This is a genomic window from Bacillus sp. JJ1566, assembly GCF_036962685.1.
In the GTDB taxonomy this organism is placed as follows: Bacteria; Bacillota; Bacilli; order Bacillales; family Bacillaceae_L; genus Ferdinandcohnia.
In genome coordinates, this window is record NZ_JBALOP010000074.1 from 1 (window position 1) to 23,943 (window position 23,943).

Below are 23,943 nucleotides of genomic sequence, written 5' to 3' on the forward strand. Positions count from 1 at the left end.
TTTTTGAAAAAGGCTATGGTTTTGCGAATATCGAGGAGCAAGTAAAGGTAAATCCAGAAACCACGATGTTTCGAATCGGGTCCGTATCCAAGCTCTTCACGTGGACGGCAATCATGCAGCTAGTCGAGCAAGGAAAAATTGATCTAAACACGGATATTAATCAATATTTAGATTTTGAAATTCCAGCTAGGCTTGCAGTGGGTCCGAATAAGGAGCAAACAAAGCCAATCACTCTCTTAGATTTAATGACGCATACACCTGGATTTGAGGATTATTCGAGTGCCATTTTTAGGCTAACCGCTGAAGAAATGCCTCCACTTGGTCAATATGTGCGTGAATATCGACCTGAACGTGTATTTCCTGCTGGTGAAGTGCTTGCCTATTCAAATTATGGTACGGCTTTAGCGGGGTATATTGTCCAACAGGTTTCAGGTATTCCTTATTCCGAATATGTAGAAGAGAATATTTTTAAGCCGCTTGACATGAACCACAGTACGTTTCAACAACCATTACCAAAGGAATTTTCTACTAATCTAGCACAGGCCTATAGATATATTGATGGAGAATTTAAAGAAGGAAGTTTTGAGTTTGTACCTGGTGCTGCAGGGGGAATGAGTAGCACGGCAAATGATATGGCCAAGTTTATGCAAGCCTATCTTGCCGGTGGGATTTTCAAAGGAGAAAGTATTCTAGAAGAAGAAACCGTTCAGCATATGTTCCAACAACAGTTTACCCATCATTACCAATTAGACGGGATGGCTTTAGGGTTTATCGAAAAAACAATGAATGGCAAACGAATTCTTAGTCATGGGGGAAGTACGGCACTGTTTGATACGGGACTGTACTTAATACCTCAAGAAAATATCGGTCTATTTATCTCGTATAGTGGAAATGATTTTCGGACGCATACAGAGCTTTTTCAAGCATTCATGAATCATTATTTTCCGTCGGCCGAGAGTGTTACCGTCACCTCTATGGGCGGAGAGGGCTCAAGCCAATATGTCGGTGAATATCATCAAAATCGGAAAAGCTTTACGAATGAGGATAAGATTAGCAGCCTGATAATGGGAATGATCCATGTCCAATTAGATAAAAATGGAGATTTAGTAGTGACCCAAAACGGAGAAACCAATCAATTTGTCGAAATAGAACCTGGTGTTTACAAGAATACGAGAGAAGGACCCTCAATTGATGCGTATGGTGAATTTCGAACAATCGTCTTTCAAGCAGATCCCCATGGAAAAATAATGCTTACCACCGATGGTCCGATGTCTTATTCGAAAACACGATGGTATGCTTCGAGCGGCTTTACCTTTTTATCCCTGATTCTGGTTATCTTATTATTTGTTGGAAGTCTTCTCTATTGGGGTATAAAAGCATTGATACGAAGAAAACGGAAAACATCTCAACCTAAGTTAGTGGTTTTTGGGAAGAGATTGGCCATTGCAGCGGGGCTTCTCCTGTTATTTTTAGTGGCCGGAATTGCGATATCTGGGGGAGTCGATCCACTCTACCAATTACCAAAAGAAGCACTAGGCATTAGACCTGCATGGAGCCCACTTTTAAATGTCATTCCCTTTCTTTTAACTATCTTGGGAATTGCAATCCTCATCTTCACGGGTCTCTTATGGTGGAAAAGATATGGGAGCATAATTAGCCTCCTGCATTATTCATTGTTATGTGTTATGATGATGCATCTGATTTGGATTTTTTGGTATTGGAATTTGTATTAGAATGTTAGTGAAAGCCAAGAGTAAGCTAAAAGAAAATGGTGTATACATTCAATTCATGAACTGTGGAAAAAATACTTCCTGAAAAAGTGTGGATTAATTCTTTGAAATTTAGGGCCTGTTAGTTAGAAAAGGAATCGTTATTGAACGGTTCCTTTTCTAGGATGGGCAGAATTCTGGATCCTGACCTCCAGTGCTCTAAAGCGTTAGCACATCTGGGAGCGGGCTTAAGTTTTCGAGATAAACCACAAAAAGCCATTACATTTCTTGCTTGTAATAGCCTCTGTAGCAGTTTTGGATTTGTGGAGCCATTCCTTAGTAGTATCCACCGTACGGAGGGTTCTGGTAACCTGGGTAATTTGGATAAGGTGGATATGGCGTCGGCGGATATGCTGGATTGTATCCATAGTTAGGATATGGGTAATACGGATAGGCATTGGGTTGATTGAGCAATGCGCCTGCTAGTAACCCACCTGCCAATCCACCCAATAATGGTAATCCACCTTGAAAACCTCCATGTGAACCATGTCCTGGTTTACCGTGGCCACCGCCTGAATGCCCATGTTTACCATGATGCCCATGATGGCCACCTCCTGAATGCCCATGTTTACCATGATGCCCGCCGCCATGTCCATGCTTGAACTCACGCATCATTTCATTATATCCATAATCCTGTTGGTACGGAAAAGGCATTGGATTCGCTTGATACCAATTATAATTCATATCTTTTCCCTCTTTTCATGAATTCTTTGTCCTTACAGCATATGCAAATACCTATAGATGTTATTGGGCGACTATCCATGAAAAGGGATATTAACCTAAAAATCAATCGAACTGTATAGGGAGCAGGCCCCAAGCGTACTGCAGAGTTTAAAATGATAAAAAACCAATTAACTTGTTTCATTAATGTTTGCAGGTGTTATTGATTTGAATAGGGATGAGAAAGGTAACACTTTTCCTAACCGCCTGTTCCTCCTATTAAATCGGGTAAAAACATTATAAATGGCTCCGCAAACATAAAAGCAAATAGTAATAGGATTAAGGCAATGGTAAATGGAAGTGTTGCTTTAGCAACTTGTTCTAACGATAATCCACTAATAGCACTAGAAACGTTAAGGTTATCCCCAACTGGTGGTGTTAAAAAGCCAATTTCTGCTGCTAAAATCATAACAATCCCAAAGTGTACTGGGTGCATTCCTAATTCCGTTACAACCGGTAATAATATAGGTGCTAATAATATAATTCCTGCTAACGTTTCCATAAACATGCCGATAAACACAAGTAGGATCACAATTGCACATAAAATAACCCATGACCCGACAGGAAGAGATGTTAAAAACTCCGCAATCATTATAGGGATTTTCTCGATTGTAAGAATTCTTCCATAAGTAGAAGCAGTCGCTATAATAATCAGAATGATTCCGGAAATTAAAGTTGTTTGTTTAAATAAGTCCATCGAATCTACCCATTTTAATTCCTTGTAAATAAAAATTCCTAAAAACGCACTATAAGCTACTGCAATACCTGCAGCTTCTGTTGGAGTAAAGATTCCTCCGTAAATTCCGCCGAGTACTACAATTGGCATTAAAAGTGTCCATTTTGCTTCATTAATATACTTAAAACGTTCTTTCCAAGTAGCCTTTTTTTCCGATCCAGTAAAACCTCTCTTTTTTGAGATAAAATAACTTATCGTCCAAAGTATTGCTGCGATAAGTAAACCAGGTAAGATACCTGCAATGAATAAATCGCCAATCGATGTATTTGTAGTGATACCATAAATGATTAAAGGTATACTTGGTGGAATAATAATTCCGAGGGTTCCAGCTGAAGCAACTACTCCCGAACTAAATCCCGCATCGTACTTTTCTTTTACCATTGCAGGAATCATAATTCCACCGATAGCTGCAACCGTCGCTGGACCAGATCCACTAAGTGCTGCAAAAACAGTACAAGCTAAAATGGCAACTCCAGCAAGTCCACCAGTATGGTGTCCAACAAATGACTTTGCAACATCGATCAGTCTTCTGGAGAGACCTCCATGTTCCATAATTAAACCTGCAAAGACAAATAAGGGTACGGCCATTAACGCATAAGAATCTACTGTACTAAACATTCCTTGCGCAATGAACTGGAGTGGCATTTTTTCCGTGATGAGTAAAGTTAAAACGGATGAAATACCAAGTGCAAATGCTATAGGAACACTAAGAATCATTAAAATAATAAAACTTCCAAATAAAATTAGAGTAGCCAAGCTCTCACCCCCAGTAAAATTAATGGCTTATTTTTAAGTTTCTCAATTCCTTAAAGCCGTTTACGATATGTTGGGTAACTCTAAAAGTCATTAATAAAGCTCCCATTGGTAATCCGAGATAGACAATATACATTGGAATTTGGTTCGCAGGTGAAACCTGTCCCATCTTGAACTGATTCATAACGGTTTGAACACTATAGTAATCTATAAATAGTAAAAAACTAATCCAACAAAATAGAGCAATTATTTTAAGGATTTGACTATAAACTGGAGAAATTCGATGAAGGATATTAACTAAAAAGTTAAATTTCACATGTCGTTGGTATCTTACTGCGTAAGCTGCACTAGTATAAACAAACCAAACGAATGCATATCTTGATAATTCCTCCGACCATGTCAATGACTCGTTAAAGATATAACGCATGACAACTTGCAAAACACATAAAAATGAAAAGAAGATTAATAAACTTGCGGATAAATACGTTTCAATATGGTCATCCAAATGTTTATAAAGTTTCATTTAATCTACCTCCTTCTACACAATTAAATTGAATTACACCCAGAAAAACCTGACTAAATTGTCAAATAGTCACTTAGTTCTGGGTGCTAAATCTAATTCATTATTATTTTATAACCTCCAGGAATTTATCATTTTCAGCAGCTTCAAGTAATTGGATTAACTTTTCTTTATCCACTTCATCTGCATGCTTTTGATAAAACGGGATGGAAGCCTCAATCCATGCATTATACTCTTCTTCAGAAAGGTCTCTAAAGATAGCACCCTCTTTTTCAAGCATAGCCCTTAGCTCCGCATCAAGGTCACTATTTAATTCCCTTAAGTACGTAACTGTATCATCTATAGAAGTTTGGATAATATCTTGATCTTCCTTAGAAAGGCCATTAAAAAAATCTTTGTTCATGATATAGATTTCAGGATCGTAAATATGCCCTGTTGTTGTAATATAATTACTCACCTCGTGGAATTTTCCCGAATGGATGAGTCCGAGAACATTTTCAACTCCATCTACAACACCTTGAGATAAACCTGTAAACACTTCAGTGAAAGCTAAAGGTGTTGGATTGGCTCCTACCTCTTTCCAAAATGCGATATGCATAGGGACTTCCATCGTGCGAATCTTCAACCCATCAATATCCTCTGGACTAACGATTTCACCTTTTTTATTGGATAAATGTCTATAACCAAGTTCACCATAATTCAATCCAACAAGTCCGCTATCTTCTAAACCTTTCAATAATTCTTGACCAAATTCCCCATCAACCACTTTATGGGCTGTCTCTGCATCTTTAAAAATAAATGGAAAATCAAATATTTGTAGTGCAGAAGAGAAGTTTGCAAGTACTCCAACAGAAGGAGAGGACATCTGAATATTTCCAGCTTGCGTACTTTCTATCATTTCTCGTTCTCCACCTAGCTGACCATCAGGATAAATTTCGACTTCTATTCTTCCATCTGATCTTTCTTCAACCAGCCTCTTAAATTCCAGAAATGCTTTATGTTGAGTAGTTTCTGTAGAGACAACATGTGCTGCCTGAATGGTGATTTTTTTATCACTATTTGATGATGAAGTTGAATTACCAGAGCATGCTACTAGTGTGAAAGATAAAAAAGCTAAAAGTAAAAAAGATAACCCCTTTTTTAACATATTCATATCCCCTTTACATTTTTTTACTAATTTCATACATTCTGTGTTCAAGAGCAAACCATCCATTACTTGATATTCCCGCATTCTATTTTGATATCTTCGCCCCTTTCTATAAGTCTTTAAATACAATGACATCCAGTACCTGTAGAAGGCACTTGGAATATTATCCGTTTGTAATCTAGTAATCCATAGGTCAGTTACGTATACGCTTTCATTTTTTAAAACTAACAGCTTTACAACTTAATAAGTCGATTGTCGACAGGATATGTATCCAGTGTGCTAACACTTTTACGCGGGAGCTAATTATTTCGGGAACCCTTTTGGAGTTACTATATCTCTATTCCGAAACTCAAATTTTCAGTATTGGAACTTTATTTTTTGTTTTTCAGGTTCAAATGATGCAGGTAAAATAGCTTGCCAATAGATTAATAGTTATAATATTTATACGTAACATTAATTATTCGAATAATTAAAATATTTATCTAAAATTAAATGTGAAGTCCAACTTATTTGAGGTATTTTAAAGTAGTCATATTGTCGACAATCAACAATATAATGCCAATATGGAGGTAATGATATGAGGAAAAAAAGAATTATTGCCTATAATCGAGTGGAGAAACCAGTATTAGAAGAATTAAAAAGAAAGTATGATGTTACGTTTTTTAAAAATATCAATACGAAAACGGACAAAGCGTTTTTAAACGTTTTAGAAAAAACGGAAGGGATTATTGGACTAGAATTAGAGGTTGATAAAGAGCTATTAGAAAACGCACCTCATTTGAAAATTGTAAGTAATGTTTCTGTTGGCTATAACAATTTAGATGTAGAAGAATTAACAAAAAGAAACATTATGGCTACAAATACACCTGATGTCTTAACAGATACTGTTGCCGATACGGTGTTTGGCCTCATACTCGCTACCGCAAGACGAATTCCTGAGTTAGATCATTTCGTTAAATCAAAACATTGGAACGAAGCAATAGAATCAGAACATTATGGAATAGATGTGCATCATAAAACAGTAGGTATTATTGGAATGGGAAGAATCGGACACGCAATTGCCCAACGTGCCAATCTTGGATTTAACATGAAAGTTTTATACCATAGCCGTACAAAAAAGCCTGAAGCTGAAGCGAAATATAATGCGACATATTGTCATTTGGATGACTTACTAAAGCAATCTGATTTCGTTGTTCTTATGACTCCATTAACGGAAGAAACAAATGGTCTTATGGGGCGAAGGGAATTTCAACTTATGAAAAAATCGGCCATTTTGATCAATGGGTCTCGGGGAAAAGTCGTGATAGAAAAAGAACTGATTGAAGCATTAAAAAGGGGTGAAATTGCTGCAGCAGGACTTGATGTGTTTGAAAAAGAACCTATTGAACATGATAATCCATTATTACCCATGAAAAATGTTGTAACCCTTCCTCACATTGGTTCTTCAACACATGAAACAGAGTTGAAAATGTCTGAACGAGCGGCTAAAAACCTTGTTTCTGGTCTAAATGGTGAAAAACCACTTAATTTGATCAATCCAGTTGTTTGGAAAAATATCGAGGCTGAAAAGAGTAATAAAGTTATAGAAACGTAAATAAATAGAAATACACCACCTTTACTAAGTGTCGACAATCGACCAAACCGTATAAGAAGGGAGAGATTTTCATTTAATATGGATGATTCAATCAAACAAGAGTCACTAGGTGAGCTTGTTGCAAATGAAATAAGAAAAAGTATCTGGAGTAGAGAACTTGAATTTGGCCAAAGATTAATCGAAAATGATTTATCGGAAAAGTTCGATGTGAGTCGCAGTACAATTAGAGATGCCCTAAAAATTCTTGAATATGAAGAAATGGTCATAAGTAAGCCAAGAAAAGGCACCTATATTTCTCAGTTTTCAAATAAAGATTGGCGAGAAATCATTGAACTACGAACAATCGTAGAAGCATACGCGTTTGTTAAAGCGCTTCCAAACCTTAAGAGTAAGCAGTTTAAAGAATTAGAGGCGATTCTGGATGAAATGCGCATCCATACAATAAATGAAAATTGGAGAAGGTTATTTGATTTAGACATGAAGTTTCATAGTTACATGGTTAATTTATCTAGAAATTCTCGCGTTATTAGGATATATGAGTCCATTCAGGTTCAAATCAGAACGTTTCTCGTTAATCTGGATAAATATTATTCAAACCCCTACTCATTCTACGAAGAGCAAAAAGAATTATTTGAAACTTTATTAACGAAGGATCCCAGCCTAATTGAAAAAAAGATCCGTATCCATATTGAATATGTAGAGGGGAAACTACTTGCGGATGACGAGGATTCAAGTGGATGAGTAAATACTATTTGATAGAGGTGATATGAATGCAAAATTTATTGTACATGGATGGGAAGTGGACTGGAGAAGACTTGGAGAAGGTTCCGGTCTACAATCCAGCAACTGGGGAATTAGTATCTGAAGTCCCAAAAGGTGGTAAAGAAGAGGCACTGGCTGCCGTGGAATCGGCTCACCAAGCATTTGAGTCATGGTCTGACACAACAGCTTATGAGCGAGCGGCTCTACTGAAAAAATACTTTACTTTAATCATTGACCATGAAGCGGAATTAGCAGAATTAATTACAAAAGAAATGGGAAAGCCGTTTACTGAAGCAAAAGGTGAAGTTCATTATGCTGCAAACTATATTGAATGGTACGCCGAACAGGCAAAACGGATTTACGGTGAAACGATTCCTAGCCATGACAAAAACAAACGATTGCAGGTTTGGAAAAAACCGATTGGCGTTGTTGCTGCCATTACACCGTGGAACTTCCCGGCTGCGATGTTAACGAGAAAAATAGGACCGGCTTTAGCTGCTGGATGTACAGTCGTGATAAAGCCTTCTAGTGAAACACCCCTAACGGCAATTAAACTCGTAAAATTGGCTGAAGAAGCAGGTTTTCCAAAAGGAGTTATAAATATTGTCACAGGTTCTTCCAGTGAAATTGGTAGTGTCTTTTTATTCGACTCACGAGTAAAAAAAGTGACATTTACAGGTTCTACGGAAGTTGGAAAAATTTTAATGCGACAAGGTGCTGAAACTGTGAAGAAGCTGAGTCTCGAGCTTGGCGGCCATGCCCCGATGATTGTTCTTAACAATGCAAATATCGAGACTGCAGTTCAAGAAGTCATGGCTTCAAAATTTAGAAATGGTGGTCAGACCTGTATTTGTGGCAATCGTGTTTATGTGCAGTCTAACATATATGAACAGTTCGTTGAGGCCTTTGCTGCTCGCGTAAAAGAACTTAGAGTGGGGAATGGGATGGAAAGTGTTGTTGATATCGGTCCGTTAATTAATCAAGCTGCAGTGGAAAAAGTCGCTGAACATGTCAAGGATGCTGTTGGAAATGGCGCTACAGTTGTTGTCGGCGGACAACAGCCAGAAGAAAAAGGAAATTACTACTTGCCAACTATCATTAAAGATGCAAATGAAAACATGTTAATTATGCGAGAAGAAACATTTGGTCCTGTTGCTCCAATTCAAAAATTTGAGAGTGTGGAGGAGGTAATTAAACTAGCTAATGATACACCATATGGTTTAGCAGCTTATGTTTTTACAGAAAATGTTTCAGAAGGTACAAAGGTGATTGAAAAATTAGATTATGGAATCATCGGTTGGAATGATGGTGCACCTTCTGCCGTGCAAGCGCCATTCGGTGGTATGAAAGAAAGTGGACTTGGACGTGAAGGCGGACACCAAGGTATTGATGATTTTCTGGAGATACAATACGTATCAATCGGAATCAAATAGATGACTAGATTAATTTGGGGGTTTATATGAAAAATCGATCAATCGCACTTATTCCTGGAGATGGAATTGGACCGGAAGTTGTTAAGGAAGGAGTAAAAGTATTAAGAGCTATTGAAAAACTCGATTCAAATCTAGCTTTTTCCTTCGAAGAATTCCCTTGGGGTTGTGAATATTATTTAAAACATGGAAGAGTAATCGACGAAGATGGTATTGAAAGATTAAAAGCGTTCGATGCGATTTACCTTGGAGCCGTGGGATACCCTGGGGTTCCTGATCATATTTCGTTACGGGGCCTTCTTATACGAATTCGTAAAGAATTTGATCTCTATGTCAATCTTAGACCTATCAAGCTGCTGAATGAAAAACTCACGCCTTTAAAAAATAAAACGAAAGAAGATATTGATTTTCTTGTGATCAGGGAAAACAGTGAAGGGGAATATGCCGGAGCCGGTGAATGGTTATTTAAAGGAAAACCAGAGGAAGTTGTGCTCCAAACAGGGGTTTTCTCCAGAAAAGGAACCGAGCGTATTATTCGATATGCGTATGAAGAAGCTCGTAAACAAAAAAAATCACTCACAAGTATTAGCAAAGGGAATGCCCTAAATTATTCGATGGTTTTCTGGGATGAAGTTTTTGAAGAAGTTGGTAAAGAATATCCGGATGTTGAAACATATTCCTATCTCGTTGATGCAGCGAGTCTATATTTTGTTTCGAATCCAGAACGATTTGAAATTGTCGTCACATCGAATTTATTTGGAGATATTCTAACTGATCTTGGAGCTGCCCTTATTGGTGGAATGGGCTTAGTAACCGGAGCAAATATAAATCCTGAACGAAAATTCCCATCTATGTTTGAACCTATTCACGGTTCAGCACCTGATATAGCAGGAAAAGGGATTGCAAACCCTCTAGCCGCATTTTGGTCTATCAGTCAAATGATGGATTTCTTTAGAGAGGAAAAATGGGGACATCATATTCTCGATACGATTACAGATATTTTACAAGAAACGGAAAACCTAACCCCAGATTTAGGTGGAAGTGCTTCGACATCTGAGGTTGGAGATCGTTTTATTGAGTTGCTTGAAAGAAACATCCGAAAAGAGGATCTGTAAAATAATTTGGTAGGAGGAGAAATGATGTCAATGACACACAAACAAAGTTTAAGAGAGGAGTTAGTGGAGTTAGACAAAAAGCATTTAATTCATCCGACGTCTAATATGAAACAGCTGCAAAAGGATGGTCCAACATTCATCTTCACTGAAGGTGACGGGATCTATTTAAAGGATATGGAAGGAAGAAAATTAATCGATAGCCTTTCTTCTCTTTGGAACGTGAACATTGGACACGGGCGTAAAGAACTTGCAGAAGTCGCAAAAGAACAAATGGAAAAACTGGCATTCACTTCAACTTTTAATAACTGGAGCCATGAACCCGTAATAAGACTTGCCGCTGAGATTGCGGAATGGACACCAGGAGATTTAAATGCGACTTTCTTTACTTCTGGTGGATCGGAGTCAAACGATACCGCATTTAAAACAGTTCGTCATTATTGGAAAATAAAAGGTCAACCAGAAAAAAAGAAAATTATCTCTCGAAAGCTTTCTTATCATGGAGTTGCAATGGGAGCAACAAGTGCAACGGGAATTGAGGAATTCCATACGTTTACAACCTCGATTGCTCCAGATTTTCACTATGTCGATAGTTCAATAGAATCACTGAAAGAATTGATTGAAAAAGAAGATGCTGATACGATTGCGGCATTTATTTCAGAGCCTGTTCAAGGATCAGGTGGTGTAAATCTTCCTCCAAAGGGATATTTCCAAGAAGTTCGAAAAATTTGTGATGAGAATAATATCTTATTTATTGCAGATGAAGTGATTTGCGGGTTCGGTCGTCTCGGAACCAAATTCGGTATTGAACGGTTCGGTGTGATCCCAGATATTATTACGATGGCGAAAGGTGTAACGAGCGGATATGCCCCATTAGGTGGTATGGTTATATCTGAAAAACTCCATAATGAACTCATTGAAAAATCGACAGGAAACTTTTGGCATGGATATACGTATAGTGGTCATCCAACTGCAGCTGCTGTTGCCCTCAAAAACTTAGAAATTATTAAGAATGAAAACTTAATTGATCATGTAAATGTAGTCGGTAAACAAATGCTTGAAGGGTTTGAGTGGATAAAAGAACAAAATGATCATGTGGATAATGTTCGTGGAATCGGCTTACTTGGAGCAATTGGTCTAGAAAAAGCCTCAAAATCAGCTGAACCCATCGGACTTAAAGTAGTTGCAAAAGCTCTTGAAAAAGGACTTATTTGCCGTTCTGTTATTTACGACGGGCAAGATACTCTTGCGTTTGCACCACCCTTTCCAATCACAAAAAATCAAATGGATGACATGATTACGATCATCAATGAATCTATTAAAGCAGTAAAATAAGATGGACAGCTTGGCAATAGCCAATTTCTAGTTCTCAATTAACGTGCCTGCCCCCACACTCGAGGGCAGGCCATAAAGCGATCTATCTCTCCAATTTATACTTTTTTATTTTTAGATATAGTGTATTACGACTGATTTGTAAGATGTTAGCAGCTTTGGAAATATTCCAGTCTACGGAGTGTAATGTATGTAGGATTGCCGCTTTTTCAGTGTTCGTCAGTGAAAGGGAAATGTTTACTTCGGAATTTCCACGACTAGGTTGCCGCTCAAATTCATCTTCAAAATGTAAATCCTCACCGTGAATGATATGATCTTCTGCAAAAAACGAGGCCTGCATAAGAACACTTTTCAGCTCCCGTACATTACCTGGCCAGTGATAGGAGATTAGTTTTTGCTTCGCATCCTCCGATAAAGTAATAGTGGGGGTATCCAGCTTGGTTATTAAATGTTCGGCTAGCTCGATGATGTCAGCTCGATTTCGTAGAGGTGGCAGTGTTATAAAAATCCCTCTCAACCGATAGTATAAATCCTCTCTAAATCTTCCTGCTTGTACTTCCTCGCGCAAATTCTTATTGGTTGCAGCGATTACTCTTGTATCAATGACTTTAACCGAATCTCCGCCAATTCGGGTTATCGTTTTTTCTTGTAAAACGCGAAGTAAGGCTGCTTGTGCCTTCAAAGACATATCTCCAATTTCATCTAAGAAGATGGTTCCACCGTCAGCAAGCTCGAATTTACCGGGAGCTCCTTCCCGCCTTGCGCCTGTAAAAGCACCCCGTTCGTATCCAAATAACTCACTCTCAATTAAACTATCAGGGATGGCACTGCAATTAACCGCAATAAATGGTTTCGTTTTCCGTGTACCCGATGTATGTAAGAATTGTGCGATTAATTCCTTGCCGGTTCCGCTTTCTCCATAAATGATGATGGGATACTCAGATAAGGAAGCCTTTTTAACAATTTTCCTTACATTAGCTATTGTTGCACAGGACCCCATTATATCAGAGATGGTATAAAGCTTTTTGCCCTGGGAGGATTTAGTGCTATTTCTATGTAAGGAAACAACAGAACGAAAAATTTTATTTGAATAATCGTCTATGATATCGACCGAAGAGCCACCTTTCATATGAAACTCCTGTCCAATACAATCAATGCCTAGTAATTGCTGGGCGGGTTTATTGGCACGAATAATTCTTCTATCATGATCGAGTGTAAGATGTGGGGTTGAACTTAGATTAGCTGTAATTTCTATTTCTTTTAAGGCTAGTAGCTTTTCACGATTTACATGATCCATAAGTAATCGGTTTTGCACAGCTTCTACAATCATGCTTGCTAAAGAAACTATCGAAGGATGAAATAGTTCTTTCCTTGCACTTATATTAACGGCTCCGATAAATTGACCACTTGGAGAAAAAATCGGGCTTGCCGCACAGGTGAGAAAGTGATTCTTTACATGGAAATGATGTTCTGCGTGGGTGATGATGTTTTTTTTCTCATAAATGGCAAGTCCAATGGCATTTGTCCCCTTCACTTCCTCTGACCAGTTTGAGCCAATCGAAAAATAGTCAATAGATTCATCGATATCGAGATTACCTATTTTATGAATGATGGTTCCATTACCGTCAGCGATCACTGTCACAATCCCACTTGAATGTATGGTAGGATAAAGCTTTTCTAATATGGCGGTCGTATGGTTGATCAAATGCTCATTTTCTGTAAGAACCTCTTGTAATTTCTTGCCCGTAAATCTGATATCCTTGATTGGGCCGGTAGGTGAAAGTCCAAACCTTTGACATCGTTTCCAAGAAAGATCAATAATGTTCCTATGATTGAAAAGATCGACGGATGACATGAATATACCTATCCCCCTTAAATTCTTCCTTGCCCTTTTACGTGCGAAAATCATATTTTACATCTATTATACTATTATTCCATTATTTTGAAAGTAATGAATATTTTGCCCTGTTTGTACTAAAATAGGACACATGCTGCTCAAGTTCTGAACACTCTTTTCATTATCCATCCTTTAAAAAGGTCCATTTTAAAAGGAATTATGATTGGCACGATACTTGCAAGTATATAAGTTGTCTGACTCATATTCATTTTAATGGAGGGGAAAAAGATGGTAGGAAACAGAGCGGTAGCTTATATGGGACCTGGTAGAGTAGAGGTAATGGATATTGGTTATCCAGATTTAGTGTTAAGAGATGGACCTGGAGTAAATCCTCTAAACGTAGGACGTAAGTGTGAACATGGGGTTGTTTTGAAGGTCGTTACAACTAATATTTGTGGAAGTGACCAGCATATGGTGAGGGGGAGAACAACAGCTCCTGAAGGACTTGTGCTTGGGCATGAAATAACGGGAGAAGTCATTGAAGTTGGCCGTGATGTGGAATTTATTAAAAAAGGTGACCTAGTGTCGGTCCCATTTAATATTGCGTGCGGACGATGCCGCAGCTGTAAAGAGCAAAACACACATATTTGTGAAAATGTAAATCCTGATCGTCCTGGTTCAGCCTATGGGTATGTAGACATGGGGGGATGGGTAGGAGGTCAGTCTGAATATGTGATGGTACCTTATGCTGACTTCCAATTATTAAAATTTCCTGATAAAGATCAAGCGATGGAAAAAATTAAAGATTTAACGATGCTCTCTGATATTTTTCCAACAGGCTATCATGGGGCAGTGAGCGCAGGTGTTAAACCAGGCTCTACAGTTTATATTGCTGGAGCAGGTCCTGTTGGGCTAGCAGCTGCACATTCGGCACAACTTTTAGGGGCTTCTGTCGTTATAGTAGGGGACTTAAATGAAGAAAGGCTTGCCCAAGCAAGAAGCTTTGGCTGTGAAACCGTAAATCTACGTAAACATCCTGATTTGGGAGAGCAAATTGACCAAATTTTAGGTATTCCGGAGGTGGACTCTGCGGTCGATTGCGTAGGATTTGAAGCATCTGCTCATGGTGCGAATGGGGTAGAAGCACCAGCAACGGTTTTAAATTCAATCATGCAAGTCACACGTGCTGGAGGACGCCTTGGGATTCCAGGTCTTTATGTGACCGGAGATCCAGGTGGAGTGGATGAAGATGCGAAAATTGGTACATTGAGAGTTCGTCTAGGATTAGGATGGGCAAAAGCGCATACGTTTGTAACCGGACAAACACCAGTCATGAGATACCACCGTGACTTAATGCAAGCGATCTTAAGTGGTAGAGCACAGATTGCAAAAGCGGTTAATGCAACGGTTATATCCTTAGATGAAGCGCCACAGGGCTACGCAGAATTTGATAAAGGAGCTTCAAGAAAGTATGTAATTGACCCTCATGGACTTGTGAAATAATGGTGGGGCGCTGATGGAGACACCCAGCCTTTTTAAACGCTGTTTTGCTGAAGGGATTGGAACAGCTTTATTAGTACTTATTGGTCCTGGAACAGCTGCATTTAATGGAATTATTACGGCAAATAACAACGAGTCTACAACATTAGCAGATATTGGAGTGATTAGTTTTGCCTTTGCCATTGTTGTGATGGCCATGATCTATTCCATCGGTAGATTAACGGGGTGTCACATTAACCCAGCTGTTACAATCGCATTAGCCTCGACTGGTCATTTTTCATGGAAGGAAGTAGGACCATATCTCCTTGCACAATGTGTGGGCGGTACCATTGGGGCGTTTGGCATTGTAACGGTTTTAGGCATGGACGGAGTCTTATTAGGTAATTTAGGGGCTACTGTACTTGCCCCATCTACCGGTTATATACAGGGTATTTTTATCGAAGCCATTGCAGCGTTTATTCTGATGTTCGTCATTATGGGAGTTGCCGTAGACTCCAAGGCTCCAAAGGATTGGGGAGGACTTGTTATTGGCTTAACGGTTGGTGGGATTATCATGATGACTGCCGGTGCTACGGGAGCTTCATTCAATCCCGCACGAACCTTCGGACCCTATCTTGTAGATAGTCTATTAGGTGGCAATATCAACTGGATCCAATTCCCGGTCTATGTCATTGGTCCAATCATTGGTGCTATTGCAGCCGCGGTCGTTTATACGTATATTACCAGTTCGAAAAAGCTAGCGTTATCTAATGAAACTTCTCATCATGAAGTAGTTAAATAGTTTATTCTGATGCCTGACCCTCAGCGCGGTAATCCTTTACTGTGTTGGGGGTCAGGCACTTTTTATATATATGGTCCTCTCCCATATTCCCTTTGAAGATAATGGTACCAAATGTTGGTATTCCTCTTTTGATTATAAAATGAAAGTGGATCACTATAGATTATGAAGTTCGAAGTACCATATCCCTTTACATGCATACGATGAAGATATAAAAATCGTGAAGGGATTGATTTAAATGTACTATGTTCCTTATAGTTATCCATCTCAAAATCCTATTAATGTAAACATACCAATGACTCAGTATGTAAGACAGCCTTATTATTCGCCTTATCTTAATGGAGTAGGGCATCCTAACGGATATAATGGGTTACGAATGACTAATGGTAATCCTCATCTTTCCTTAAAGGATTATGGCCCAAATCCATATGTCGTAAATATTCATGAAGCTTCTAAGCAAAACAGTACATATCGTACTGCTTTGTGGACAGGAGAGCATTTACAAGTAACGTTAATGAGTATAGATGTTGGGGATGACATTGGATTGGAGATACACCCTGTAGTGGATCAATTTTTACGAATTGAACAAGGTCAAGGAATTGTTCAAATGGGTAAAGATAAAAATAATTTAACCTTTGAAAGAAAGGTCTATGATGATTCCGCCATCATGGTACCTTCTGGAACGTGGCATAATGTAATCAATACAGGTAATACGCCTTTAAAGCTTTACTCAATCTACGCTCCACCTAATCATCCATTTGGTACGGTTCATGTTACCCATGCAGATGCAATGGCAGCGAAAAAACCTCAAGGGAATGGAAAGACAGTTGTTTTTGGTAAGACCCCGGATGAATGGATCCAATACACGGAATTTTTGGTCAAAGAAGGACTAGAGGACGTGAAAAGGGGAGTTAATGCAACACATATTCTTCAAGAATTTATTCTAATGGGAGTTCTAGTAGGAAAAGGGTATTCTCCTCAAAAAGCCTATGAAACTGTTGAAGCGTGGGAGCGTACAGGTGAATCCAAACTTCTTCAGCAAAGTAAAAACATGTAAAAAGAAAGTAGGTAAGGGACTGTCTGTTGACAATCCCTTATTTACATAGTCAAGATGCTATGCAACAAAAACTTTTGAACAAACAAACTTGTGTTGGGGGGCAGGTCCATTTTATTTAAACGATTTCATAAAAAAGTAGTTTATAAAATGATAAGATAATAGGTAAATAGTGGTATCTAAGTAGACTTGGATTTTTAGGACGTTAGTAATTGTTGTGCAAACCAAAAGGGGGCGATGGTTGGTGTTTGATTACAAGCAATATGACGGAGTGGGATTAGCCGAGTTAATTCAAAAGAAAGAAGTGAAGGCAGAAGAAGTTCGGGAGGCGGCAATTCGTGAAATTGAAAAGAAAAATGGTGCGCTTAATGCCGTTATTGATACTTTTTACAATGATCAAGAGGAAGTTGCTCAGGCTAAATCAGCAGGAATTTTTGCGGGTGTTCCTTTTCTAACGAAAAGTATTAATCAGGAAGTAAAAGGTCATCCACTCAGAAGTGGTACGAAACTCCTTGAAAACATTCCTGCCAATCAGGATAGTGAGTTTGTCCGTCAAATTCGGAATACGGGTGTCACGATTTTAGGACAGACAAATGTTCCAGAATTTGCGTTAATGGGAATCACAGAGCCTGCTTATTATGGACCTTCAAGAAATCCGTGGAAAACCGATTATACACCAGGTGGTTCAAGTGGAGGCTCCGCCGCAGCAGTCGCTTCGGGGATGGTTCCAATTGCAGGTGCAAATGATGGTGGCGGTTCAATTAGGATTCCTGGTGCTTTTTGTGGATTATTTGGTTTAAAACCAACTCGCGGTCGCACACCAGTTGGTCCTGATAGAGGTCGGGTATGGCAGGGCGCATCAGTCGATCATATTTTAAGTCGTTCTGTCAGGGATAGTGCAGCCATGCTAGACTACTACCAAAATGATCGGGCCAATGCGTTTATAGCGCCCCCTTTTAATGGGTCTTATCTAGAAGCATCAAAGACTCCTATAACAGCTCCGCTAAAAATTGCATTTACAACAGATTCTCCATTAGGCACCACTGTTGATCAGGAGTGTAAGGATGCCGTACATAAAACGATAAAGCAACTAGAAGAGATGGGGCATACCGTTATTGAAAAATCAGCCCCAGTAGACGGGAAAAGATTAGCGAATAGTTATTTCATGCTGTATTTTGCAGAAGTGGCTACAACCTTGACGGCAATTGAGGATGTGATTGGACGGAAGGTCACATTTAACGATGTAGAACCGGCAACCTGGATGCTGAATTTACTTGGAAAAGCTGTATCAGCTGAAGAATTTTTAGCAAGCCTGAAGTTTTGGGATGAGGCAGCAATCCAAATGGAAAGCTTTTATGATGACTATGACCTTTACCTCACACCAACTACGGCACACCCTCCATCAAGGATAGGTGAGCTTGATCAAACACCATTTGAAAAAGGACTTATCCGAGTAGTGGGAGGTTTAAGGTTAGGAGGAATCTTGAAAAAGTCAGGCTTTGTTGAACAATTGGCAAACAAAAGCCTGGAGAGAACACCATTTACCCAGCTTGCGAATTTAACCGGTCAACCCGCAATGACTCTGCCTATGCATCTTACGAAGGATGGTCTCCCATGCGGTGTCCAGCTTATGGCAAGACGTGGCCGTGAAGACCTGCTATTACAGCTTGCAGGTGAATTGGAAAAGACGGATTCTTGGATTCAGGTGAAAGAGAATCCTAGTTTTTAAGGTATAGGAATCTATTAACAATAATCAAGCGAAGTAATATTCATTAAAGATTACTTTGATTTATGAGAATAAGAGATAGAATAATGGATTAGCAAAACGAGGTGTTAAAATGGAAACAACAATTGATTATAAATCAATGTTTAGAATGCCGACTCCGGTTAAAATTACGGGTCGCTCGTCTAGTATTACAAATGCATTTGTAAATGGAATTATACCTTGCATCGAACCGACAGAAATAGAAATAAAGGAAGTGCTAAGTATTTTGGGTATGACCGATTCGATAAGGTGTTCTTATTGTGGGGATCATTACTCTGAGTGGGACCACTTTAGACCATTAATTCAAAATAGAAGACCCACTGGTTTTATATCTGAAATAAATAACTTAGTTCCTTCATGTGGAAAATGTAATCAATCTAAAGGTAATTCGTATTGGAAAGATTGGATAGTAGGTGAAGCGAAACTTTCTCCAAAAACTCGTAATGTAGATAATTTAGGGTTGATTATAACTAGACTAGAAAACTTTGAAAAATGGAGTAAGCCGATAAAAGTTAACTTTGAGGAAATTGTTGGTGAAGAAGTATGGAATGAACATTGGGCAAATTGGGAACGTCTAATTAAGATGATGAAGAAGAGTCAACTACTATCTGACAACATTAAAGAAACGATAAAAGATAGTGTAAATCATGAACCCTCAATTAAACCTATAAAGACTCCAATAACACGGAATGATAAATCTGAATTAAATGAGAAAAATAATAATAGGAAAGTAAGTGTAATCGTAAAAGGTGAGTTAAAAGATATTCTGGTTAGTGAACACCTTCCATTAGAAAAGATAGAACTATTTCAAACGCTAAAGTATTCTAAACAGCAGTTTAATTTAAATTTCCCTTTGTTAAAAGAAGTAGATGAAACAAAAGATCTTCAATTTCAAAAACAAGATTCAAAGGGAAGAAGTAGATATTATAAAGATCCAATATATATTTATGGGAAGAGATATTTTCTTTGTTCGCAATGGTATGATCATAACTTGGTATATTTATTAAGTTGGATTGAAAAGAATAGTATAAAGAAAAATGTCGAAAAGATTGATTCTTGGATTAGGTAAAAGAAAATCCTAGTTTTTAAGAAACGGCTCATTTAAAAGTAGATAATTAGATTTATAAACAAGGCTTTTAAGTTAAGGCTACAAAAGAAACAGTGATAAAGGAGGACAAGCATGATGCTAGCCAAAATCAGAAAAGTTAAGTTAAACATAGAAGGTAAAAACCCGGTATATAAGGTTATTCTGGAATGTCCACAAGGCAAGGAACTTTATATTCATTTTGATTACACACATGCAACGAATACATTCTGGCCATTAGAGGTTAACTATGATGGAAAACATAAAGATGCAAAACTAGCTTGGTATACAAGGGATGTAGAAAATATGACGGTAGAAGCATTCTTAAAGACTATTGCAGAAAAGATTAATAAGAAATACGGGTATGAATTTGGAGCGCAAAATTAACTAACAAAAAAGGAGAAATGGTAATGATTTATGAAACACTTTGTAAATATCATGAACTCTCAAAAAATGATAGAAATCATAGATTTAAGTCGTGGGAACACTGTTATAGCTTTTTCTCACAGAACTATCAAAATCTAAAAGATGAAAAGGTGTTTGATCATGCTTGTTTACATCTCGCTTTTTATCTGGCAAGTTGGGGCATGTTAAGGGGAAGTTCGTTTTTGCTACAAAAGGATTATAAAGTTCACTCATACTTTCTAAAAAACGTAGTAAAGAATTCAGCCAATCTTCCTTACTTTGAAACGAATTCTCCAAAATTATTAGACCAAACCCTGGTTGACGGTATGGATGAATTAATAACAGATACAAGAAACGCCTATCAAGACAATGTACACGAAATAAATGGGGAACAAACTATTATTAAAGTGACGGACACTTTAGCATCAAAAATATTACTAGGTGTATATGGTAATGTTCCGGCTTATGACAGGTATTTTAAAGAAGCACTGTCGATGTTTGGTATCAGAACACAATTTAATCAATCGGGTTTGCAAGAACTTATAGAATTTTATAATCACAATATCGAGGAATTTGAAGAAAGTAAAGCAATTTTTAATGATGACGGAATTCATTATACGCCAATGAAGTTGATAGACATGTTCTTTTGGCAGGTTGGCTTTATGAGGGACAATCTTGAGAAAAATATCGATGAATTAAAGAAAATAACTGAATTTGCAGCAGAATATAAAACCCTAGAAAAAAACGAATACATAGATAATAAAATCTACCAACCAATGGCTAAGCGGAAAATAATGCAAAAGGGCTTAACCGATGAAATCCGCAAGTACATAATTACTTTATTAAACCGAGCGTGTGAAGATGGAGTAGAATACTTAGACTTACGTTCTGGAGATATCCATAAAGCAATGGGATTAGATAATAGAATGCCGCCAGTGTGTAATGCAATGGAATCGTTAGGCATCTATCAATATTCCATTATAAAAGATACACCGAGTGGAAAGAGTTCGACGAGGGTTGTGAGGTATTTTTTGAATAACTAACAGATGCTAATTGTTTTATGTGTACGTAGTATTTATAGCAATATTAAGGGAGGGAAAGATATGAAGAATTTGCTGATCAAATATATTTTTAGAGGAGATAATCACGTAGATCCCAATTTTACATTTCTTACATATGGAGATAGCGGTAGTAGAGCAAGTCAGATTTCAAATACTGTAGAGTCTGGATCTTATGTGTTTTTTCATACATCCTTTGACAGGAAAGCATATATTACTGCATATTTTTATGTTGAGAGAATTTTAAATAAGAATGATAATCCTGCAGAAATAGCAACTCTTAACACTGATTCTAAAGCAGATGATGTTATCATTCTTGGAAGCAGAGAGCGCTCAAAAATACTCACATTTCCACTTCCTTTTGACCGGACACTAGCAGAACAGTTAACGTCTTTGAAAATTGGTGAGGACAGATTTAAAGGGAATCTTACAGAACTGCAGGTAATATCTAATTCTACTAGGTCGCATAGAAGACTATCGAATACAGATACAGACTTCCTTTTAAAACAATGTTTAAACAGGGGCTAAAATAGTTAAGGTTTTTAAGTTTACTTATTGTCCAGGGCATACCGTTTATATACAACAAAATATAATATCACAACTTTTAAGACACCTTTGTAAAATCCAAAGGTGTCTTTTTTACTAGCAATAAAATTATTGCTCCATGTCTTTCATACAATTAAAACAAGAACTAATAAAAAAATAATGGGGGAATGGTGGATGTACTTTTATCCTGCTGAACAATTAAAAAAGGAGTTTGCAGTAACTGCAAGTTTTTATCGGTTTCAGGTTGGTGATAAGAAGTTTCTGTGTAGAAATCACGCCATAATAAAGAGAAAAGAGGTGACCAAACAGGAAGAGCCAAATGCTGTGATTGTCATGGCAAACCCAGGGAGCTGCAGCCCAAATATTCCATTAGATAAGATACCTGTCATCAAGCAACATCCAGTTAATTTACTTTATGTTGATGTTAATCCAGACCCGACACAGTATCAACTTATGAGACTTATGAAAGTTAGGAAATGGGATGTAGTCTCAATAATAAATTTATCCGATGTTTGTGCTGGAAAAATGACTCACTTTAAAGAAATTCTTATAGAATTTGAACAACATTACATTAATGAGCATTCAATTTTTTCAGATAACCGAATTGAAGAATTAGAAGAGGTATTAAAAAAATCGAAATCAAGAATTATCCCTGCATGGGGGCAGAATTTAGGCATTCGTAATTTAGCAAATAAGGCCATTCAAAACCTCAAGGAAGAACATCAAATCGTTGGCCTGCCATCTCGAGAAAATAAGTGGAGATACCGACATCCTAATCCTAGGTTACAAGAAAAATGTGTCAAGTGGCTTGAAGATATGGAACAGTTATTAAAAGAGGAAGAAACCGTTAAAAGAGGAGTTGAAAAAAGTGAAAAATGACTGGCAGTTAATTCTATCATTGGGGGCGGAGGGTGGCACTATAAAGTTATTTGGAAAAGAACAAACTTTAGGAGAGTGGGTTTTCAAAATAGGAGTAAATGAAATGGATTACGATGATGTAGATGATAAGTCTATTCAACAAGAAAATTCTGCGGAAAATACTCGTAAATTAACACCAACCAATAATAAATCAATTGAACAGGCAAACTCTTTGACTAAAGCACTTCAATTTTTGGATCAATTTCCTTGGCCAATGCTTAGTGTTCAAGAGGTTCACCCTGCGTTTCAAAAGCGAATTTGGAAAGCATTCAAGGTGAGATATAAGCAATCATACAAAAATAAGTTGAGTAATTATCGTTTAAATCAATGGCTAAGGAAATGTTTTCCTGAAAGTTCTGAGGAGGTTAGGACGCTTGCTACCTGGCTACAAAACTCAAAGTATATAACAATACTAACAGGTGCAGGCATGTCTACGGAATCAAACATTCCCGACTTTCGTTCGAAAGATGGGTGGTGGAAAAATATAGATCCTAGAACGGTTGCAACAACGGATGCTTTACATAACAACTATGAAATATTTCATGAGTTTTATAGTATGAAAATTAGTGGATTAAAAGACTGCACACCTCACAGAGGACATGAAATTTTAGCAGAATGGGAGCTTAAGGGACTTATTCAAGCAATCTCAACTCAAAACGTCGATGGATTCCACAGCGCTGCAGGAAATCGCAATGTATATGAGCTTCATGGATCTATCCGCAACTTTCGGTGTTCGAAATGTTCATATCCGGTTCAAGAGGAACAATTCTTACAAAAAGAACCCTGTATAGAGTGTGGCGGTAACCTTCGTCCAAATGTCGTGTTATTTGGAGAGGAATTACCTGAGGATAGCTGGAGCCAGTCGCTCAATCATATTCGCAAATCAGATCTGGTTATCGTAATTGGAACAAGTCTTGAGGTGTACCCTGCAAGTCAGTTACCAAATATGACAAACGGAAGAACGGTTTACATTAATTTTGAGGTTGAAAAGCATACTTCAAGCTTTGATCTCATTATGAAAGGAAAGGCTGGAGAAGTACTTCAGCAGGTTGATGGGATGGTTAAATAAAATAAACGTTAAAGAATAGGTGTATCCTTTCAATTATTAAATCAAAAGGAGACT

General features: G+C 37.9%; 21 protein-coding genes. 16 read left to right on the forward strand and 5 right to left on the reverse strand.

Annotated elements, in window-relative coordinates:
- Positions 1-1,733 (forward strand): serine hydrolase domain-containing protein (locus V7112_RS22830; RefSeq protein ID WP_335424112.1); only part of this gene is annotated, 1,733 nt, incomplete at its 5' end.
- A gap of 312 nt (positions 1,734-2,045) precedes the next feature.
- On the opposite strand, the gene V7112_RS22835 is transcribed toward V7112_RS22830, so the two are convergent.
- The 4 genes from V7112_RS22835 to V7112_RS22850 all read right to left on the reverse strand — a co-directional run bounded on the left by V7112_RS22835 (position 2,046) and on the right by V7112_RS22850 (position 5,645).
- A complete protein-coding gene (locus tag V7112_RS22835; protein WP_335424114.1) occupies positions 2,046-2,453 on the reverse strand; it encodes a hypothetical protein in 408 nt (135 codons plus the stop codon).
- 235 nt (positions 2,454-2,688) lie between these two features.
- The gene (locus V7112_RS22840) at positions 2,689-3,981 is read right to left on the reverse strand and encodes a TRAP transporter large permease (RefSeq protein WP_335424116.1); all 1,293 of its coding nucleotides are present in this window, start codon (positions 3,979-3,981) and stop codon (positions 2,689-2,691) included.
- A gap of 19 nt (positions 3,982-4,000) precedes the next feature.
- The gene (locus V7112_RS22845; RefSeq protein ID WP_335424119.1) at positions 4,001-4,501 is read right to left on the reverse strand and encodes a TRAP transporter small permease; all 501 of its coding nucleotides are present in this window, start codon (positions 4,499-4,501) and stop codon (positions 4,001-4,003) included.
- A 103-nt stretch (positions 4,502-4,604) separates the two neighbouring features.
- The gene (locus tag V7112_RS22850) at positions 4,605-5,645 is read right to left on the reverse strand and encodes a TRAP transporter substrate-binding protein (RefSeq protein ID WP_335424121.1); all 1,041 of its coding nucleotides are present in this window, start codon (positions 5,643-5,645) and stop codon (positions 4,605-4,607) included.
- Positions 5,646-6,222: 577 nt separating this feature from the next.
- Between V7112_RS22850 and V7112_RS22855 the strand changes: the two genes are divergently transcribed.
- The 5 genes from V7112_RS22855 to V7112_RS22875 all read left to right on the forward strand — a co-directional run bounded on the left by V7112_RS22855 (position 6,223) and on the right by V7112_RS22875 (position 11,878).
- The gene (locus tag V7112_RS22855; RefSeq protein WP_335424123.1) at positions 6,223-7,239 is read left to right on the forward strand and encodes a 2-hydroxyacid dehydrogenase; all 1,017 of its coding nucleotides are present in this window, start codon (positions 6,223-6,225) and stop codon (positions 7,237-7,239) included.
- A gap of 78 nt (positions 7,240-7,317) precedes the next feature.
- On the forward strand, positions 7,318-7,980 hold the full coding sequence (locus V7112_RS22860; RefSeq protein WP_335424125.1) for a GntR family transcriptional regulator: 663 nt from the start codon (positions 7,318-7,320) through the stop codon (positions 7,978-7,980).
- 29 nt (positions 7,981-8,009) lie between these two features.
- A complete protein-coding gene (locus V7112_RS22865; RefSeq protein WP_335424127.1) occupies positions 8,010-9,434 on the forward strand; it encodes an NAD-dependent succinate-semialdehyde dehydrogenase in 1,425 nt (474 codons plus the stop codon).
- A gap of 26 nt (positions 9,435-9,460) precedes the next feature.
- Entirely contained in the window at positions 9,461-10,546 is a 1,086-nt protein-coding gene (locus V7112_RS22870) for a tartrate dehydrogenase (protein ID WP_335424129.1), read from the forward strand.
- Positions 10,547-10,576: 30 nt separating this feature from the next.
- Positions 10,577-11,878, forward strand: a complete 1,302-nt coding sequence (locus V7112_RS22875; protein WP_335424177.1) for an aminotransferase family protein — start codon at positions 10,577-10,579, stop codon at positions 11,876-11,878.
- An 82-nt stretch (positions 11,879-11,960) separates the two neighbouring features.
- On the opposite strand, the gene V7112_RS22880 is transcribed toward V7112_RS22875, so the two are convergent.
- Positions 11,961-13,730 (reverse strand): sigma-54-dependent Fis family transcriptional regulator, encoded by a 1,770-nt coding sequence (locus V7112_RS22880; RefSeq protein WP_335424131.1) that lies wholly within the window; start codon positions 13,728-13,730, stop codon positions 11,961-11,963.
- A 270-nt stretch (positions 13,731-14,000) separates the two neighbouring features.
- On the opposite strand from V7112_RS22880, the gene fdhA reads away from it, so the two are divergent.
- The 10 genes from fdhA to V7112_RS22930 all read left to right on the forward strand — a co-directional run bounded on the left by fdhA (position 14,001) and on the right by V7112_RS22930 (position 23,889).
- Positions 14,001-15,215 carry a formaldehyde dehydrogenase, glutathione-independent gene (gene fdhA / locus V7112_RS22885; protein WP_438823943.1) on the forward strand — a complete coding sequence of 405 codons (1,215 nt, stop codon included), beginning with the start codon at positions 14,001-14,003 and terminating at the stop codon, positions 15,213-15,215.
- Between the two features lie 13 nt (positions 15,216-15,228).
- Positions 15,229-15,993 (forward strand): MIP/aquaporin family protein, encoded by a 765-nt coding sequence (locus V7112_RS22890; RefSeq protein ID WP_335424135.1) that lies wholly within the window; start codon positions 15,229-15,231, stop codon positions 15,991-15,993.
- A gap of 235 nt (positions 15,994-16,228) precedes the next feature.
- Positions 16,229-17,047, forward strand: a complete 819-nt coding sequence (locus V7112_RS22895) for a cupin domain-containing protein (protein ID WP_335424137.1) — start codon at positions 16,229-16,231, stop codon at positions 17,045-17,047.
- A gap of 241 nt (positions 17,048-17,288) precedes the next feature.
- On the forward strand, positions 17,289-18,773 hold the full coding sequence (locus V7112_RS22900) for an amidase family protein (protein ID WP_335424139.1): 1,485 nt from the start codon (positions 17,289-17,291) through the stop codon (positions 18,771-18,773).
- Positions 18,774-18,882: 109 nt separating this feature from the next.
- On the forward strand, positions 18,883-19,878 hold the full coding sequence (locus tag V7112_RS22905; RefSeq protein ID WP_335424141.1) for an HNH endonuclease: 996 nt from the start codon (positions 18,883-18,885) through the stop codon (positions 19,876-19,878).
- Positions 19,879-19,992: 114 nt separating this feature from the next.
- The gene (locus tag V7112_RS22910; protein WP_335424179.1) at positions 19,993-20,280 is read left to right on the forward strand and encodes a hypothetical protein; all 288 of its coding nucleotides are present in this window, start codon (positions 19,993-19,995) and stop codon (positions 20,278-20,280) included.
- A gap of 23 nt (positions 20,281-20,303) precedes the next feature.
- Positions 20,304-21,341: a hypothetical protein gene (locus V7112_RS22915; protein WP_335424143.1), complete on the forward strand. Its 1,038-nt coding sequence runs from the start codon at positions 20,304-20,306 to the stop codon at positions 21,339-21,341.
- A gap of 60 nt (positions 21,342-21,401) precedes the next feature.
- Complete coding sequence (locus V7112_RS22920; RefSeq protein ID WP_335424144.1) at positions 21,402-21,884, forward strand: hypothetical protein; 483 nt, start codon at positions 21,402-21,404, stop codon at positions 21,882-21,884.
- A gap of 192 nt (positions 21,885-22,076) precedes the next feature.
- Complete coding sequence (locus tag V7112_RS22925) at positions 22,077-22,781, forward strand: hypothetical protein (RefSeq protein ID WP_335424145.1); 705 nt, start codon at positions 22,077-22,079, stop codon at positions 22,779-22,781.
- A complete protein-coding gene (locus V7112_RS22930; RefSeq protein ID WP_335424147.1) occupies positions 22,771-23,889 on the forward strand; it encodes an NAD-dependent deacylase in 1,119 nt (372 codons plus the stop codon). Before V7112_RS22925 ends, V7112_RS22930 begins: the two co-directional genes overlap by 11 nt.
- Positions 23,890-23,943 lie beyond the last annotated feature (54 nt).

Coding starts and splice junctions, on each gene's coding strand:
- V7112_RS22835 (WP_335424114.1), bottom strand. CDS start 2,453: ATGAATTATAATTGGTATCAAGCGAATCCAATGCCTTTTCCGTACCAA.
- V7112_RS22845 (WP_335424119.1), bottom strand. CDS start 4,501: ATGAAACTTTATAAACATTTGGATGACCATATTGAAACGTATTTATCC.
- V7112_RS22850 (WP_335424121.1), bottom strand. CDS start 5,645: ATGTTAAAAAAGGGGTTATCTTTTTTACTTTTAGCTTTTTTATCTTTC.
- V7112_RS22855 (WP_335424123.1), top strand. CDS start 6,223: ATGAGGAAAAAAAGAATTATTGCCTATAATCGAGTGGAGAAACCAGTA.
- V7112_RS22860 (WP_335424125.1), top strand. CDS start 7,318: ATGGATGATTCAATCAAACAAGAGTCACTAGGTGAGCTTGTTGCAAAT.
- V7112_RS22865 (WP_335424127.1), top strand. CDS start 8,010: ATGCAAAATTTATTGTACATGGATGGGAAGTGGACTGGAGAAGACTTG.
- V7112_RS22870 (WP_335424129.1), top strand. CDS start 9,461: ATGAAAAATCGATCAATCGCACTTATTCCTGGAGATGGAATTGGACCG.
- V7112_RS22875 (WP_335424177.1), top strand. CDS start 10,577: ATGACACACAAACAAAGTTTAAGAGAGGAGTTAGTGGAGTTAGACAAA.
- V7112_RS22880 (WP_335424131.1), bottom strand. CDS start 13,730: ATGTCATCCGTCGATCTTTTCAATCATAGGAACATTATTGATCTTTCT.
- fdhA (WP_438823943.1), top strand. CDS start 14,001: ATGGTAGGAAACAGAGCGGTAGCTTATATGGGACCTGGTAGAGTAGAG.
- V7112_RS22890 (WP_335424135.1), top strand. CDS start 15,229: ATGGAGACACCCAGCCTTTTTAAACGCTGTTTTGCTGAAGGGATTGGA.
- V7112_RS22895 (WP_335424137.1), top strand. CDS start 16,229: ATGTACTATGTTCCTTATAGTTATCCATCTCAAAATCCTATTAATGTA.
- V7112_RS22905 (WP_335424141.1), top strand. CDS start 18,883: ATGGAAACAACAATTGATTATAAATCAATGTTTAGAATGCCGACTCCG.
- V7112_RS22910 (WP_335424179.1), top strand. CDS start 19,993: ATGCTAGCCAAAATCAGAAAAGTTAAGTTAAACATAGAAGGTAAAAAC.
- V7112_RS22915 (WP_335424143.1), top strand. CDS start 20,304: ATGATTTATGAAACACTTTGTAAATATCATGAACTCTCAAAAAATGAT.
- V7112_RS22920 (WP_335424144.1), top strand. CDS start 21,402: ATGAAGAATTTGCTGATCAAATATATTTTTAGAGGAGATAATCACGTA.
- V7112_RS22925 (WP_335424145.1), top strand. CDS start 22,077: ATGTACTTTTATCCTGCTGAACAATTAAAAAAGGAGTTTGCAGTAACT.